Genomic DNA, 15,447 nt, shown 5'->3' on the forward strand with positions numbered 1-15,447 from the left:
CGGTCCCCGCACACTCCGAGGAGTGTGCGGGGACCGGCCCTTCGGCTTGGCGCAGGCGTGCCTCAGCGCTTGCGCGGGGCGCGGTCGCGGGGCCGCTTGCCCGGTCCCACCGTGACCACCTCGAAGTTGGACTTGGTGCATTCGAGCCGGTGGAAGAGGTTGTCGGGGCCGCTGATGCAGACTTTGGCCACCCCGGTCTCCTTCAGCGTGGCGACCACCTTGGGCCAGTGGATCGGCCGGTCGAAGGTGTCGAGCAGCATGCTGCGCAGCTCGTCGGCGGTGCGGACGACCGTGCCGTCCTGGTCGGTGACGACGGGCAGCCGCGGGTCGGCGAGCTCGTACTTCGGGAGGACGTCCTCCTCGACGCGGCGCCGCAGCTCCTTGAAGGCGGGCGCGTGCACGGCCGGGACCATGGTGTACATCGAGTAGCCGCCGATCTGGCTGACCCGCTGCTTGAGGCCCTCCAGTTCCTTCTCGCGCAGGGAGATCATGCAGAAGCCCTCGTCGAGATAGCCGGAGTAGTCGTACCACTCGCCGCGCTCGTCGAACTCGGCCAGGATCTCCGCGAGTTTGTCCTGCGGGGTGCGGAAGAAGGTGTGGGTGACCGCGTCCTGGTACTCCTCGGTGAAGTACGCGATCTCGTAACGGGCCATCTCGGCGGTGAGCCTGACCAGTTCGGGGAAGGGCAGCGAGCCGACGAACGCGGTGGCCGCCTTCTGGCCGAAGCTGGGGCCCACGCAGATGTCGGGGGCGATGCCCAGTTCCTCCACGGCCCGGTCGGCCGAGGCCATCGAGTTGACCAGGAAGGCGATCTGGGTGGCCTCGGAATAACTGTCCTCGGACTCGCGGAAGCGGTCGAAGACGGAGTAGCCCAGCGCCTCGTCGGCCTCCGCCAGCCGCTTGCGGGCGAAGGGGTCGAGCACCAGGAACTTGCCCACCTCGGAGAAGCTGGACGGCCCCATCCCGGGGAAGACGATGGCGGTGGTCGGCTGCTCGGATGCCGTCATGGTGTCTGTATAAGCCTTTCAGTCCTGCTCGGTCCGTCCGGAATTCAGTCCTGTTTTAATGGGGGATTGGAGACCGTGGACCCTGCCCGCCATGTCTAACACGTGCCGCCAACCGGCGTCGTGGCACACCTCGACGTTAGGGGGACGGGTGTGTGGTTAGGGGGAGTTAGGGGCCGGTGCCGATCGCATCGTGAATAGCGGTTGATAGGGGTTGTGACCCCGCGTGATGAACTCGTAGCCTCGCCACGTGAGCCCTCGAATTACGGTAGGGCGTCCGTAGGGGACTGGGCACGGCGCAAGCGCATCGAGGCATTTCATGACATCGACCACCGGGGCGGCCGACGCCATTGGCATCGGCACCGGCATTGCCGACAGGGCAACCGGCCCCGTCGGCAACCGCCTTGCGGAAGTGGCGCCGAGACCCGGTGCCGTACGCCGCCCGGATGCGGTGGGATCCACCGCGGGACACCGTGCGCACCACCGCCCGTCGTGGGCGCGTCCGCAGGGGGCTTGCAGTCCTTGAGCCAGATCGAGTCCGATGAAGTCCATCTCATCCGGATCGTGCAGCCGGAAACACCCAGCAGCTTCCGGCTGATCTGCTTTCCGGAGTCCGCGCTCTCCAGCGCGTACTACCTCTCCCTGTCGGAACTGCTGCTGCCCACCGTCGAGGTGCTCGCGATCCAGTACCCGCTCGACGCCGACGACGAGGAGAGGCTCGCCGACTCCCCGGATCTGGCGGACCGGATCTTCGAGGCGCTGCGGGAGTGGATCGACCGCCCGGTCGCGCTGTTCGGCCACGGCCCCGGCGCCGACCTCGCCTACCGCGTCGCCGAACGCCTGGAACGGGAGACCGAGACCCGGCTGCTGACCCTGTTCGTCTCCGGCAGGACCGCGCGCGGGGGCATGTCGCTGGGCCCGCCGGCCCTCGACTGCCGCATCGTCGCCCTCGCCGGCGAGCAGGACCCCATGACCCCGCTGCGTGGCGTACGCGCCTGGCGGCGGCGTACGAGCGGGCGGTTCGATCTGGAGGTCTTCCCCGGATCGCGCGGCTATCTCGATTCGAGCAGGAGAGAAGTCGTCAACCTGGTCCACGACCAGTTGCTCTCCCTGTCCACCCTCGACGTCGAATGCGAAATCGGCGCCGAGGACAAGGGCGTCTAGGGGGCCCGCAAGGTCCCGCGGCCGCCCGTACTCCGCACAGAAGAAGAGGAAAGAGTACGATCGATGACCGCGAAGATCTTTGCAGTCGACTCGGTGCAGACCCTCGCAGATTTCGAGCAGGACGCGCTGCGTGTCGCCGATGTGATCCGTGAGCACGGGGTCGCCGAAGGCGACCGCGTCATCCTCAAGGCGGGCAACTCCGCCGCCTATGTCAGCGTGCTGTTCGCCCTGATGCACGTGGGGTCCTCCATCGTGCTGGTCGACCAGCAGGAGCAGGCCGACGAGACCCGGCGCATCGCGCTGCGCACCGGCGCCAAGCTGGCGTTCGTCGACGACGACGCCCCGATCGACGACGACACCCGCGCCGTCAATCTCTACGAACTGATCGCCCCCGCCGCCGGCCGCCCGCTCCCCGCCGGGCAGCGGCTGGACTTCGACGCCTGGGCCGACCGGCCCGACGGCCTGATCATGTGGACCTCCGGCTCCACCGGCCAGCCCAAGGGCGCCGTGAAGTCGGGCCGCAAATTCCTGAAGAACCTGGAGCGCAACGCGGACCAGGTGGGGCACCGCGCGGACGATGTGCTGCTGCCGCTGCTGCCCTTCGCCCATCAGTACGGGCTGTCCATGGTGCTGATCGCCTGGATACGGCAGTGCTCGCTGGTCATCGCCCCCTACAAGCGGCTCGACCGTGCCGTGCAGATGGCCGGGCGCACCGGCGCCACCGTCGTCGACGCCACCCCCTCCAGCTACCGCTCCATCCTCAACCTGATCACGCGCAAGCCCGCGCTCCGCGCCCACCTGGAGCCGGTGCGGATGTTCTGCTCCGGCGCGGCGCCGCTGGACGGCGCGCTCTCCGACCGCTACGTCGCCGAGTTCGAACTGCCGCTGCTGGACAGCTACGGCTCCACCGAGCTCGGCAACGTCGCCTTCGCCACCCTGGACAACCCGGTCTCCTGCGGGCGCGCCATGGACGGCATCAAGCTGCGGATCGTGGACGAGGACGGCGTGCCGATGGCCGCCGGCGAGGCCGGTGAGATCGAGATCGACACCCCGGACGCGCTGGAGGGCCACCTGGCCGAGGACGGCGGCATCGACCCCTTCCCGACCGGCTGGCAGCCCACCGGCGACCTCGGCTATCTCGACGCCGAGGACAACCTCTACGTCCTGGGCCGGAAGTTCGCCGTGCACCGCATGGGCTACACGCTCTACCCGGAGCTCATCGAGCGCAAGGCCGCCGAGTCGCACATCTCCACCCGCATCGTGCCGCTGCCGGACGAACGCCGCGGCACACAGCTGGTGTTCTTCGTCGAGGACGAGCAGATGCAGGAGGCGCAGCACTGGCGCGAGCGGCTGTGCGCGGTGCTGCCGGCCTACGAGCAGCCCAACCGGGTCGTCGTCCTGGAGTCGTTCCCGCTCAACCGCAACGGCAAGCCGGACAAGAAGCAACTGGAGAAGCTGGCCCAGGAGTAGCGGTCAAAAGGGGAGCCGCGGCGGATCACACCGTCGCGGCTCCCCTTTTGCGTCCCGCTTTTTGTGTCCCGGTGCTTCAGCCGTACGGCAGCTCGACCGGCGCCAGCTCGTGGAACAGGTCACCGGGCCCCGGGTTGTCCGGATGCGTCGCACCGCCCAGATGGTTCAGCACGCCCCACACCGCGTTGAGGGCCGTGGTCACCGCGCCCTCCGCGAAGCCCGCGGTCCAGGAGACGTCGTCGCCGCACAGGAAGAAGCCGCGCTGCGCCTCGTCCATGTCCTCCTGCATGAACTGGGTGAACAGCCGCTGCTGGTAACGGTACTGACCCGGCAGGTTGGACTTGAACGCGCCCATGAAGCGCGGCTCGGTCTCCCATGTGACGGTCAGCGGCTCGGCGATGATGTGCGAGCGGATGCAGACGTCCGGGTAGATCTCGGCCAGCCGGGCCAGCAGCACCTCCAGCCGTTCCCGGGCGGAGAGGGTCGCGACCTTCAGCGAGTCGTCGTTCCAGGTGTACGACAGGCACATCACGCCCGGCCGGTCGGGGCCGTGGTCGAAGAGGTAGACCCCGCGCGGCATCCGGTCGGTGAGCGTCATGCTCATCACGTCCGCGCCGGTGCCCGGCGCCCGGTCCCGCCAGAACGGCCGGTCGACGAGCACGAACAGCTTGGACGCCCCCATGTAGTGGGTGCGCTCCACCGCGGTCCAGGTGCCGGTGGGCAGCAGCGCGGGATCGCAGTCGACGCGGTTGAGCAGCGCCCACACATGCGGGCTGAAGACGACCGCGGGGTAGTCGCGGGCCGTACCGCTCTCGTCCTCGACGCGTATGCCCTCCGGGATGCGGCGCAGCCGGGTGACCGCGGGCCGGGCGCGGCCGTCGGCGTGCAGCGAGGCCAGCGAGGTCCCGCGCGGCCAGTGCGCGAGCTCGCGCGGCCGGTGCGTCCACAGCCCGCCCGGCACCTGCTGGGAGCCGCCTTCTATGGTGAGCTGGTCCTCGTCCGCCGCGGTGAAGACGACGCGCAGGATCTCCAGCACCGAGTTGGGGAAGTCGGTGTCCCAGCCGCCGGTGCCGAAGCCGACCTGCCCGAATATCTCCCGGTGGCGGAAGGACTGGAAAGCGCCGGAGGTGGCGAGAAAGCCGTAGAAGGACTGGTCGTCGAACTCCCGGACCAGCTTGTTCCACACCGCCTTCAGCGTCGTCACGTCCCGCAGCCGGATGGCGTCGCGCATCGTGGAGAGCTCGGCGCGCTCCCGCAGCGCCTTCTCCCAGGCGTCGGCGACCTCCTGGTAGACGGCCGGGAGTTCGGCCGGGATGCCCGCCCGGTGCCGGACACCGTTCAGGTCGATCAGCGTGCTCGGGGTCGACGGCGCCAGCGGGTTGGGAAAGGGGCGGGTACGCAGCCCCAGCAGGTCGATGTAGTGGAACAGCGACCGCGCGGCGGCGGGAAACCGCATGGCGCCCATCTCCGCCACGTATTCCGGGTGACCGGGAAACGGGACCGAACGCATCCGCCCGCCCAATTGCTCGGCCTCATAGAGAACCGGGCGCAGCCCCAGCCGCATGAGTTCATATGCGGCGGTCAATCCGGCCATGCCGCCGCCGACTACGGCGACTTCGGTGCCCGCGGCGCCGGACGGCAGTTCACCGAGACCGGCCGGATGGCGCAGCCAATTGTCGTAGGAGAACGGAAAGTCCGGCACGAGCATTGTCGTCGGAGCCGTGGTGGCTGACGTCATAGGGAAACCTCTCAAGGGCGTGCCGACGGCAACCCGACGCTATTCATGCGGCGGTTGGTGCGACAACCCCTATTCACCCTTGTTGACGCCCCGTTGCGGGGTCACGCGGTATGTGCCACATCCCAGCCGAGGCTGGTCGGGAGATCCTGCCGGTGACTGATATTGATCTTCCGGTAGACGCGGGTGAGGTGCTGTTCCACGGTGCTGACCGTGATGAACAGCTTGGCCGCGATCTCGCGGTTGGTGTAGCCGGACGCGGCCAGCGCCGCCACCCGCCGCTCGGCGTCGGAGAGAGCCGCGAACGCGGCCGCGGCCTCGCCGTCCGCCGGTGCGGTCGCCGCGCCCGTAGTCGTCGCACGGCCCGGAGGGCGCTGCAACGAGTGGGAGAGCTCCTTCGCGCCGCAGCCGTCCGCCAGCCGCCAGGCCCGGCGGGTCATCAGCCAGCTCTTGTCCAGGTCGCCGAGCTGCTTGTGCGCCCGCGCCAACTGGGCCATCGCCCGCGCCATCCCGTACCAGCTGTCGCTGCGCCGCAGCAGGTCCAGGGACTGCTGCAGCAGCGCGGGCTGCTCGGCGACCGGCCGGGTCGCGGCCAGCACGCGCAGCGCCGAGCCGCGCGTGCGGGGCAGCGAGGGGTGCGCCAGGTCGAGCTGCTCCTGTGCCAGCCGCGCGGCCTCCTCGCGGTTGCCGAGCTCCAGCCAGGTCTCGGCCATGCCCAGCCGCCAGGGCAGCACGGAGGGGGAGTCCAGGTCCCAGGCGGCCATCTTCTCCCCGCAGCCGCGCAGGTCGGCGAGGGCGGCCTGGTGGCGGCCGGTGGCCAGCTGGTGCATGCCACGGGCGTAGAGGTAGTGCAGCCCGAACCGGGTACGGAACAGCGCCTCCGGCACCGGGCGGGCCAGCAGCTCGCCGGCCGCGTCGTGGTCGCCCATCGCGGTGTGCGCGTTGACCAGCACCGCCACGGGCATGCCGACGACCACGCCCCAGCCGCGCATCGGCAGCTGCTCCAGGGCGCACTCCCCGTGGCGCACCGCGTCGGTCAGCCGGCCGCCGCGCAGCGCGATCTGACCACGGATGGCGCTGAAGCCGGCCGACCACGCCTGGGTGGAACAGCGCGCCGCCTCCACCAAAACCCGGTCGCACCATGTGGCGGCCGTGCCGAGACGGTCCGCGTAGATCAGCGTCCGCAGCGCGGCGCGCAGCGCGTACGCCGTCCCCTCGCTCAGCCGGGTGCTGTCCAGCACCTGTTCGGCGTCCCGCACGGCGTCCCGTACGGCCTCGTCGTCGGCGCTGTCCTTCAGCACGCCCCGCAGGGCGGTGAGCGCGGCGATGCCGGGGCCTTCTGCGGTGGTGCCGTCCGGCGTCCCGGCGGCGTGGTCCGGGCGGCGGGCGGAGCCCCACGCCTCCTGGAACCTCCGCAGCTCGGGGGAGTCGGGGTAGGCACAGGACAACGCGAGGCCGATGGCGCGCAGTTCCCCGTCGAGCTCGGAGCCCGGAGTCTCCGCCAGCGTGCTGCTGACCTGCCCGATGGCGGCGGCCGCGTCGTCCAGCGAGCCGATCCGCATCAGCCCGAGTGCCACCCGCAGGGCGTGCCGCGGCGGCAGCAGCCCCTCGCGGGCCGGCGCCGCCAGCGGCTGCAGCCGCTGGACCTGGGTCAGCGGCTTGACCCGCCACAGCGCGTCGGCAAGCGTCGCCTGGATGATGAGCGACTCCCGCTCATCGGCACAGTGGCGCCTGGCCAGTTGCAGACAGCGCACGGCGAACTCGGCACGGTCCTCGGCGAGCGCCAGCAGGGCCGCGTCCCGCAGCACCCGCGGCACCCAGTCCTCGTCCGGCGCCGCCGCCTCGTGGCTGAGCAGCTGCCGCGCCACCTCGGTGGGCCCGGCGCCCTGCTCGTGCAGCAGCCGGGCCGCCCGGCGGTGCAGCAGGCCGAGCTCCTCGTGGGGCAGGTCGTCCAGCAGTATCGCCCGGACCTCGTCGCGACGGAACCGGGTGTCCTGGAGGAGGCCCACCTCGCCGAGCGCGGCGACGGACTGCCGTACGACGCCCTCCTCGACCCCGACCAGACCGCTCAGCAGGGGGAGGGAGCCGGCGTCGCCCAGGAGCGCGATGCCACGGGCGGTCCGCAGGTGGTCCGTGTCGCCGTAGCGGTGCACCCAGGACAGCACCGCCCGGTGGAAGAACTCGCCGACCACCGGGGCGTCGGCGGCACTGTCCTCCTGATCGCCCTCTTCCTGCCCGTGAGCGGGCAGGAAGAGGCGGTCCTCCAGCAGACCGCGCAGCAGGAGCGGGTTGCCGCCGGTGGCGGCGTGGAAGGCGGCGGCGTGCCGCTGCGCGTCGCGCGCGCCCAACTCCTCGGTCAGCAGCCGGGTGACACCCGCGACGCTGAGCGGGCCCACCCGCACCTGGCGGACGTCCGGCTGCTGGAGCAGCTCGTGCAGTGCGGCGGAGCCGGTCGACGCACAATAGGTGACGATCGTGGACAGCGCGGTGTCGCGGCAGTGGCGTACGGCGTACGTCAGGCACTCCAGCGACTGCGGATCGGCGTACTGCGCGTCGTCGACGACGATCAGCAGCGGGCCGGCGGCGGTGAGTTCGGTGAGGGCGCGGTGGAATGCCTGGAGTGCGCCGGGCTCAGCCTGCCCCGGCCCCCCGAGCCCGGCCCGCGGGTCGAGCTCCGGCCCGAGCAGCCGCGGGGGCACTCCGTGCAGCAGTTGCTCCAGGACCGCGTACGGGAACTCCTGCTCCGAGGCGCTCGCCACTGCGCTCAGCAGCCGGACGCCCTTCGCGACGGCGAGGTCCGCAACCCTGTTGAGCAGCTCGGTCTTTCCCGAGGCCACGACGCCGCTGATGACGCCGACCCCGCCGCTCCCACCGGTTCCCCCGGCGAAGAGCTGCGTGAGCCTGGTTATCTCCTCGTCGCGCTCCACCAACACCTGTATGAACTCCTTACCCCGATAGGACTTTCCGGGGTGGTGAAAGCACCTCGCACGCTTTACGCAATCCATACGTCCACGGAAACCGGGGACTGAAGAATGCGGTGCTCCCCCGTATAGAAAATTCCCCGCGCGGGAGCCCCCCGGCTCCTGCCCATTCTTGAACTGTGTGCGACAGTAAGGACACCCTGGGTCAGAGTGTTCGGCCTCGAGCGGGACATGGGGCGGTCCATGTCATTGGGCCGGATGCCCCGAGAGGTGAGCGCAACTGTAGCAGTGTCCCGGGATCTTGACGTAACGCCGAGGTTCGGCGTAACGGCGAAGGCGGCCGCCGGAATGTGTGCCAGGTCACTCGGGCCGGGCGGCGGCAATTCCTTGATGACCTCAAATCTTTCCGGCGTCGCCGACGAGCGGAAAGGTTGCGTTCCGGCCGTGAGATGTCGACCACTTCATTGGCTGTGCCATGCACAAGTTTGACCGAACCTTACCCGGGGCTTCACCGCATCTATTACCGTGAGAGTCAATGCCGAATGGGCCGCGGCAGCACCATCGCCGCGGGCCTTTGGTCTCGCATACGAAAGGAAGGAAGTCAGCGTGCACACGGATAAGTTGACCTTTGTCGTCGGCACCGGGCGCTGCGGGTCGACGGCGTTGTCCGCGGTGGTGAATCTGCACCCGGACGTGCTCAGCCTCAACGAGTTGTTCGCCAGTGTCTCCGATCCCGCGGTGCTGACCGAAGAGCCGCTGAGCGGAGCGGAGTTCTGGGGGTTCCTGACCCGGCCGAACCGGGTCAGCGACAGCCTGATCCGCAACGGCGCCCCGCCGTCGGAGTTCCTCTACAACCGCCACCCGGAGTGGCGTTACTCCGCCGCGACCACCGGCATACCCGCCATCAGCATGATGGTTCTCCCGCACCTGACCGACGACCCCGACGGGCTGCTCGACGAGCTGGAGCCCGAGGTCAACTCCTGGCCCTCGCGCCCCGCCCCGCTCCAGTGGCAGGCGCTGTTCGCCACCCTGGCCGCGCGTTTCGGCGGGCCCGGCGCCGTCGTCGAGCGCTCCGGGCTGTCCCTCGGCCGCGTGCCCCAGCTGCGCGCCCTCTTCCCGCAGGCGCGCTTTGTGCACCTGTTCCGCAACGGCCCCGACTGCGCGCTCTCCATGAGCCGCCACATCGCCTTCCGGATGCTGCCGATGCTGTGGGAGATGGCCCAGCGCTGCGGTCTGGAGTCCCCGTACGAGCTGACGCCGGAGCACGCCGCCCAGCTGCCGCCGGACCTGGCCCCGCTGCTGACCGAGCACTACGATCCGGCCCTGGTCCTGGACCGGCCCATCCCGCTCGCCGCGTTCGGGGCGATGTGGTCGCAGTGGATCGTCGACGGGGTGCGGCACCTGGAGGAACTCCCAGCCGACATCCGCACCGCGCTGTCGTACGAGCGGCTCCTGGAGGAGCCGCGGAAGGAGCTGACCAGACTGGCGGAGTTCATCGGCGTCGAGGCCCGCCCGGACTGGCTGGACGCCGCGACCGCCCTGCTGGACGGCGACGGCCGCTGCGGCTCCGCCCTCGCACTGCCGCCCGCGGAGCTCGACGCGCTGCGTGAATCCTGTACCGCCGGCAACGAGGCACTGGCGGGCCAGGGGCTGTAGCGAACGCCGCAGGGCCCGCACACGGAAACACGCAGGCCCTGCAGCAGTTCGTCGGTCCGGCGGCGAGGAGGTGAACCGTTTCTCCACAGGTGTACGCATGTTCGATCGCCATTCACTTATCGTCTGTGTTCCCTCCGTTACACACAGAGAGCGGAATCCATGGACACCCCATCGCGCCTCGCCGCCCATCTCGTCCTCGACCTCGTCGCCGTGTGCCTGCTGACGTTCGCGATCTACTATCCGCGCCACCGGCGCCGTGACCTCGTACCCGCCTGTCTCGCCCTGAACGCCGGGCTGTTCACCGTCGTCGCGGCCCTGGCCGCGGTGAGCGGCAAGGGCGGTGCCGTGCTCGGGTTCGGGATGTTCGGGGTGCTGTCGATCGTCAGGCTCCGCTCCGACGCGGTGCAGCAGGAAGAGGTCGCCTACTACTTCACCACGCTCGTGCTCGGTCTCGTCTGCGCGCTGCCGCATCTGGGCTTCTCCCTCAAGGCGGCGCTGAGCGCCGTGCTGCTTCTCGTCGTCTGGGCCGCCGACAGCCCGCGGCTGATGGCCGGTTCACGGCGTTCCGTCGTCACGCTCGACGCCGTGCACGGCGACCCCGCGGCCCTCCGTGCCGACCTCGCCCGGCGCCTGGGCGAACCGCTGCGCTGGACCGTCATGGAGGTCGACTACGTCCGTGACCTGACGGTCGTCGACGTCCGCTACCGCGAGCCCCTGCGCCTTGCGGCACCCGCCTGGGAGTCGGTGTGAGCCCCTCGGCCGTACGGGCCATCACCGAGGCCGCCCACGCCACGGAACCCATCCCGCTCGCCGAGGTCAACGCCCGGTCCGCACTGCTCGCACGCTTCGACCGCAGCTACCTCGTCCCCGCCCCGGTCTTCCTGCGCATGGCAGGACGCCTGACCGACCCACGCCGGCCCGGCGGCCCCTTCCGGGCCCTGACCATCGACGGCAGACGCACCTTCCGCTACCACTCCGTCTACTACGACACCCCCCGGCTACGCTCCTTCCACGACCACCGCCAGGGCCGACGACTCCGCTTCAAGATCCGCGAACGCCTCTACCAGGACACCGGAGAGCGGCAGTTCGAGATCAAACTCAAGGGCAGCCGCGGCGACACCGTCAAACACCGCCGCCCCCTCACCGGCACCACCACCCCACTCGACACCCCCTGCCGCACCTTCCTCACCGAAACCCTCCACCACGCCTACGGCATCGACGCACCCACCGCACTGCACCCCTCCCTCAGCACCGACTACCTCCGCGCCACCTTCGTCGCCGACGGCGAACGCATCACCTGCGACGCCGGACTCACCTGCAACGACCTCCACACCCACCGAACCGCCCACTGCGACACCACACTTGTCCTGGTCGAAACCAAAACAACAGGCCACCTCACCGAAGCCGACCGACTCCTGCACACCTACGGAATCCGCCCGGCCGTCTTCACCAAATACTGCAGCTCGTTCACATGGCTACGCCCCGGCCTGCCCGGCAACCGCTGGCGCCGTGCCGCGCACCGCGCGTTCGGTACCGGCGGGGGAAGAGACGTCAGGTCACCGTCGTCCGGTGCCGGAATCGTTCGTCACGGTGCTCTGCGGACATGACGACCTCCGCCAACTGTCGTATCGCGGACAGGACATCCCTATGGGTGATGTAGAGCGCGTTGACGCCGAAGCGCAGCATGTCCGGGGCGCGCATGTCGCCGATGACGCCGCGGGCGGCGAGGGCCCGCACCAGCGCATAGGCGTCGGGGTGGCGCAGAGTGACCTGGCTGCCGCGGCGCTCCGGGGCACGCGGGGTGACCGCGGTGAAGCCGAGGCCGTCCAGGAGGGTGTCCGCGCAGTCCAGGAAGAAGCCCGTCAGGGACAGGCTCTTGGCGCGGACCTGCTCCATGGCCACACCGTCGAAGGCCGTGAGCGCCGCCTCCAGGGCCAGCATGGAGAGGATCGGCGGGGTGCCGATACGGCCCCGGCCGACGCCCTCGGCCGGGGCGTAGTCGCCGCTCAGCCCGAACGGTTCGACGTGCCCGTTCCAGCCCGTGAGCGGCTGGTCGAACGCCGCCTGGTGGCGCTCGGCGACATAGAGGAACGCCGGGGCACCCGGGCCGCCGGACAGGAACTTGTAGCCGCAGCCCACGGCCAGGTCGACGCCCAGCTCGTCCAGCCCGACCGGGAGCGCGCCCGCCGCGTGGCACAGGTCCCACAGCATCAGCCCGCCGGCCCGCTGCACGGCCCGGGTCGTCGCGGCCATGTCGTGCAGCTCGCCCGTGCGGTAGTCCACCGGCGAATAGCCGGCGACCGCGACTCGCTCGCCCTCCTCGGCGAGGAAGCGCGGCAGTCCGGCCGGCGGCATCCGGCGCACCTCCAGGCCGAACAGGCGGGCCACCGAGTCGGCGATGTACTGGTCGGTGGGGAAGTGCCCCGGGTCCGTCAGCAGCAGCGGACGGCCGGGCCGCAGCCTGACCGCGGCGGAGAGGGCGTTGAACAGCTGGACGCTCGTGGAGTCACCGGCCAGCGTCTGCCCCGGCGCCGCCCCGATCAGCCGCCCGACCGCGTCCCCGACCCGCAGGGGCGCGTCCCACCAGGAGTTGTCGTTCCACGACCGGATCAGGTCCGTGCCCCACTGCCGGTGCACGGCGTCCGCCATGGCGGGAGGCACCGCGGCGGGCAGCGCGCCGAGGGAGTTGCCGTCCAGATAGACGACCCCCTCCGGCAGCAGGAAACGCTCCCGCACGGCGGCCAGCGGGTCGGCGGCGTCGAGCGAGGCCGCGCGGGCCGCCAGGGTGTCGAGGGCAGGGGAGGCGGTGCTCACCAAGTGATCCTTGTTCTCCGGGAGTTGTATGGCGGTGCGGTTACGGGCGCCAGGGACGCGACATGCGGTGCAGTGCGTCGACCACCGACCCGCTCGCCTCCGACCCCGGCTCGATGAGCGTGTAGTGCCCGATCCCCGGCAGGGTCACGAGCTCCGCGTCCGTGTGCACGGCCGCATAGTCGGTGAACTGCTCGTGCGGCAGCTCCTCGTCCACCTCGCCGTGCAGCACCACCGTCGGCACACCGGTCGTGCCCGGCCCGCGGAGCATCGTCAGCGGGTCCACCAGCGGCAGCAGCGACTCGACCCGCTCGGCGGGGCCGATCAGTTCGAGGCCCGCGTCGTTGCTCAGGCCCTCGCGGATCGTCGCGGCCAGATCGGTGATCGGCGCGAGCGCCAGCACCGCCGTCGGCAGCTCGGTGGTGTGCCACGGCGAGTCCTCCGGCAGCAGCCCGCGCGCGGCGGCCCACAGCGCCAGGTGACCGCCCGAGCAGTGCCCGGCCAGCACATACGGCCGCCCCGCCGGGATCGTGTCCACCAGCAGCGCGATGTCGTCGAACGTGGCCGGATAGCCGCCCGCGCCGCCCATCCGGCGAAAGCCCGGCAGCACCGTCGTGAAGCCGCTCTTCGCCAAGTGCGCGGCGAACGGCGTCAGATGCATCCGGTCGTACCGCCAGTAGCCACCGTGCAGCAGGATCACCAGCGGCGCGTCCGGATCCTCGGCGGGCCACAGGTCGTACACCTGGTTGGGGTGCTCACCGTACTTGTGGTGGGCGGGCGCGAGGACCGGCCGCAGGCCGAGCACCCGGCGCTCCTCCTCGGCCGCGAACTCGGAAATCGTCCTAGACATAGCTGCGAGCCGTCCAAACCTCGGGGAACACGGAACGGGCGGCGCGCTTCTCCAGGAACGCCACGCCCGGGGAGCCGCCACTGCCGGTCTTGGCGCCCATCGCCCGGCGGGTGGCCAGCAGATGGTCGCTGCGCCAGCGCAGCACCAGCTCGGCGATGTCGGTGAGCGCCTCGCCCAGCGCCACCAGCGGGTCGCTCTGCGGGCCCGCGTAGACCTGCCGCCAGGCCTCCTCGACCCCGGCGTCCGCCCGATAGGCCACGGTGCGGTCCCGCTCCAGCACCTGCTCCGGCACGGGCAGCCCCCGCCGGTGCAGAAAGCCCAGCACCTCGTCGTAGAGCGACGGCTGCGTCAGCGCGTCCTCCAGCTCCGCGTGCACCCGGGGGTGGCCGCGGTGCGGCTGCACCATCGAGCGGGACTTGTCGCCCAGCAGGAACTCCATGTGCCGGTACATCGCCGACTGGAACCCTGACGCCTCGCCGAACGCCGACCGGAAACCGTTGAACTGGGCCGGGGTCAGCGACGCGATCGGCCGCCACGCGTCGTTGAGCGCCTGGAGCGAGCCGAGGCTGCGGCGCAGGGCCTCCATGGCCCGCTCCAGGTCGTCCTTCATCAGGGAGTCGCGGGCGGTGCGCCACTCGTGGACTATCAGCGTGAACCACAGCTCCATCACCTGGGTCGTGACCAGGAAGGCCATCTCCCCGGGGTCGTTGGAGAGCGGCTGCTGGAGGGAGGTCAGCACCGACGCGTGGACGTAGTCCTCGTACGGGGTCGTCCCGTCGAACTCCAGAAGGGAGTCCTCGCCCTCGGCGGAGGGCGTGAGCGTGCTGTCAGTCATAGGGGGTCTCTCCTCGAACAGGGGCCCCGCCGGCCGGTGGCGGCGGGCGGAGGGCTGAGGGAAGGTGCTCGGGCCGCGGCGGGCGGTGCGGTCCGCCCGCCGCGTGAACTCCCGGGCAGGCGGCGGCGGTCGCGTCCCGGCGCCGCGCCCCGGCCCGTGCTTCGACGACCGGTGGGTCACACGCCGAGGTGGCCACCACCCGTCGCGTCCAGGTACTGCCCGGTGACCCAGCGGGCGTCGTCGCTCGCGACGAAGGCCACCACGTCGGCGATGTCGGAGGGCTCGCCGAGCCGGTCGAAGGCGGAGACGGCCGCGTACCGCGCCCGCACCTCGGGGTCCTTGAGCGTGGGGTTGATGTCGGTGTCGACGATGCCGGGCGCCACCGCGTTCACCGTGATCCCGCGCGCGCCCAGCTCCTGCGCGAGGGTGAGGGTGAGCGTGTTGATCGCGCCCTTGGTCATCGAATAGGCGGCGATGTGCGGGATGGCGATCCGGGTGACGCCGGAGGAGATGTTGACGATCCGGCCGCCGTCGCGCAGCCGGCCCAGCCCCTGCTGGATCACGAAGAACGGCGCCTTGACGTTGACGGCGAAGACCCGGTCGTACTCCTCCTCGCTCACGGTGGCGATCGGCTTGGGGAGGGTGATGCCGGCGTTGTTGACCAGGATGTCCAGGCCGGGCGCGGCACCGTACTCGGCCAGGCCCTTGTCGAACGCCTCCCAGAGCGCGACGGCGTCCCCGCTCACACCCAGCCGGGCCCGGAACGCGAACGCCTTGCCGCCCGCCGCCTCGATCTGCGCGACGGTCTCCGCCGCGGGCGCCGGGTCGTGACCGTAGTGGACGGCCACCAGCGCGCCGTCCCGGGCCAGCCGCAGCGAGATGCTCCTGCCGATGCCACGGCTGCCGCCGGTCACCAGTGCGGTCCTGTCCGAAAGCCTGCCCATGGTCGCTGTCCTCACGTGTCGCTGCGTGTCGATGTCGGTGGTGCGGCGGTGGTGTCG

General features: G+C 70.8%; 12 protein-coding genes. 5 read left to right on the forward strand and 7 right to left on the reverse strand.

The genetic code is table 11. From position 1 onward, the window contains the following. Nucleotides 1-62: 62 nt before the first annotated feature. The gene (locus ABD269_RS09115) at nucleotides 63-1,007 is read right to left on the reverse strand and encodes an ACP S-malonyltransferase (RefSeq protein WP_344117281.1); all 945 of its coding nucleotides are present in this window, start codon (nucleotides 1,005-1,007) and stop codon (nucleotides 63-65) included. A 519-nt stretch (nucleotides 1,008-1,526) separates the two neighbouring features. Here ABD269_RS09115 and ABD269_RS09120 point away from each other — a divergent pair. Together ABD269_RS09120 and ABD269_RS09125 are read left to right on the forward strand one after the other, a co-directional pair. After that, nucleotides 1,527-2,168 (forward strand): thioesterase II family protein, encoded by a 642-nt coding sequence (locus ABD269_RS09120; RefSeq protein WP_301891759.1) that lies wholly within the window; start codon nucleotides 1,527-1,529, stop codon nucleotides 2,166-2,168. Between the two features lie 63 nt (nucleotides 2,169-2,231). Further along, nucleotides 2,232-3,638, forward strand: coding sequence for a class I adenylate-forming enzyme family protein (locus ABD269_RS09125; protein ID WP_301891757.1), 1,407 nt, complete (start codon nucleotides 2,232-2,234; stop codon nucleotides 3,636-3,638). Nucleotides 3,639-3,714: 76 nt separating this feature from the next. On the opposite strand, the gene ABD269_RS09130 is transcribed toward ABD269_RS09125, so the two are convergent. After that, the gene (locus tag ABD269_RS09130) at nucleotides 3,715-5,376 is read right to left on the reverse strand and encodes a flavin monoamine oxidase family protein (protein WP_344117282.1); all 1,662 of its coding nucleotides are present in this window, start codon (nucleotides 5,374-5,376) and stop codon (nucleotides 3,715-3,717) included. Nucleotides 5,377-5,477: 101 nt separating this feature from the next. After that, the gene (locus tag ABD269_RS09135) at nucleotides 5,478-8,306 is read right to left on the reverse strand and encodes a helix-turn-helix transcriptional regulator (RefSeq protein ID WP_344117283.1); all 2,829 of its coding nucleotides are present in this window, start codon (nucleotides 8,304-8,306) and stop codon (nucleotides 5,478-5,480) included. 594 nt (nucleotides 8,307-8,900) lie between these two features. On the opposite strand from ABD269_RS09135, the gene ABD269_RS09140 reads away from it, so the two are divergent. From ABD269_RS09140 to ABD269_RS09150, 3 genes are all read left to right on the forward strand, one after another. Beyond that, nucleotides 8,901-9,950 (forward strand): sulfotransferase, encoded by a 1,050-nt coding sequence (locus ABD269_RS09140; RefSeq protein WP_344117284.1) that lies wholly within the window; start codon nucleotides 8,901-8,903, stop codon nucleotides 9,948-9,950. A gap of 159 nt (nucleotides 9,951-10,109) precedes the next feature. Beyond that, entirely contained in the window at nucleotides 10,110-10,700 is a 591-nt protein-coding gene (locus tag ABD269_RS09145; protein WP_344117285.1) for a DUF4956 domain-containing protein, read from the forward strand. Continuing rightward, the gene (locus tag ABD269_RS09150) at nucleotides 10,697-11,557 is read left to right on the forward strand and encodes a polyphosphate polymerase domain-containing protein (RefSeq protein ID WP_344117286.1); all 861 of its coding nucleotides are present in this window, start codon (nucleotides 10,697-10,699) and stop codon (nucleotides 11,555-11,557) included. The genes ABD269_RS09145 and ABD269_RS09150 overlap by 4 nt, the downstream gene beginning before the upstream one ends. Here the strand turns inward: ABD269_RS09150 and ABD269_RS09155 are convergent. From ABD269_RS09155 to ABD269_RS09170, 4 genes are all read right to left on the reverse strand, one after another. Next, the gene (locus ABD269_RS09155) at nucleotides 11,502-12,764 is read right to left on the reverse strand and encodes a kynureninase (RefSeq protein ID WP_344117287.1); all 1,263 of its coding nucleotides are present in this window, start codon (nucleotides 12,762-12,764) and stop codon (nucleotides 11,502-11,504) included. The genes ABD269_RS09150 and ABD269_RS09155 overlap by 56 nt on opposite strands. Nucleotides 12,765-12,804: 40 nt before the next feature. Continuing rightward, on the reverse strand, nucleotides 12,805-13,611 hold the full coding sequence (locus ABD269_RS09160; protein WP_344117288.1) for an alpha/beta hydrolase family protein: 807 nt from the start codon (nucleotides 13,609-13,611) through the stop codon (nucleotides 12,805-12,807). Next, on the reverse strand, nucleotides 13,604-14,446 hold the full coding sequence (locus tag ABD269_RS09165; RefSeq protein ID WP_344117289.1) for a tryptophan 2,3-dioxygenase: 843 nt from the start codon (nucleotides 14,444-14,446) through the stop codon (nucleotides 13,604-13,606). Before ABD269_RS09165 ends, ABD269_RS09160 begins: the two co-directional genes overlap by 8 nt. A 176-nt stretch (nucleotides 14,447-14,622) precedes the next feature. Beyond that, nucleotides 14,623-15,390 carry an SDR family oxidoreductase gene (locus ABD269_RS09170; RefSeq protein WP_344117290.1) on the reverse strand — a complete coding sequence of 256 codons (768 nt, stop codon included), beginning with the start codon at nucleotides 15,388-15,390 and terminating at the stop codon, nucleotides 14,623-14,625. Nucleotides 15,391-15,447: the final 57 nt, after the last annotated feature.

Origin of the sequence: Streptomyces blastmyceticus (assembly GCF_039521185.1) — a bacterium.
Classification (GTDB): domain Bacteria; phylum Actinomycetota; class Actinomycetes; order Streptomycetales; family Streptomycetaceae; genus Streptomyces; species Streptomyces blastmyceticus.

What these genes read in the sequence shown, in the direction of transcription:
- ABD269_RS09115 (WP_344117281.1), bottom strand. Translation starts at nt 1,007, where the DNA reads ATGACGGCATCCGAGCAGCCGACCACCGCCATCGTCTTCCCCGGGATG.
- ABD269_RS09125 (WP_301891757.1), top strand. Translation starts at nt 2,232, where the DNA reads ATGACCGCGAAGATCTTTGCAGTCGACTCGGTGCAGACCCTCGCAGAT.
- ABD269_RS09130 (WP_344117282.1), bottom strand. Translation starts at nt 5,376, where the DNA reads ATGACGTCAGCCACCACGGCTCCGACGACAATGCTCGTGCCGGACTTT.
- ABD269_RS09145 (WP_344117285.1), top strand. Translation starts at nt 10,110, where the DNA reads ATGGACACCCCATCGCGCCTCGCCGCCCATCTCGTCCTCGACCTCGTC.
- ABD269_RS09160 (WP_344117288.1), bottom strand. Translation starts at nt 13,611, where the DNA reads ATGTCTAGGACGATTTCCGAGTTCGCGGCCGAGGAGGAGCGCCGGGTG.
- ABD269_RS09165 (WP_344117289.1), bottom strand. Translation starts at nt 14,446, where the DNA reads ATGACTGACAGCACGCTCACGCCCTCCGCCGAGGGCGAGGACTCCCTT.
- ABD269_RS09170 (WP_344117290.1), bottom strand. Translation starts at nt 15,390, where the DNA reads ATGGGCAGGCTTTCGGACAGGACCGCACTGGTGACCGGCGGCAGCCGT.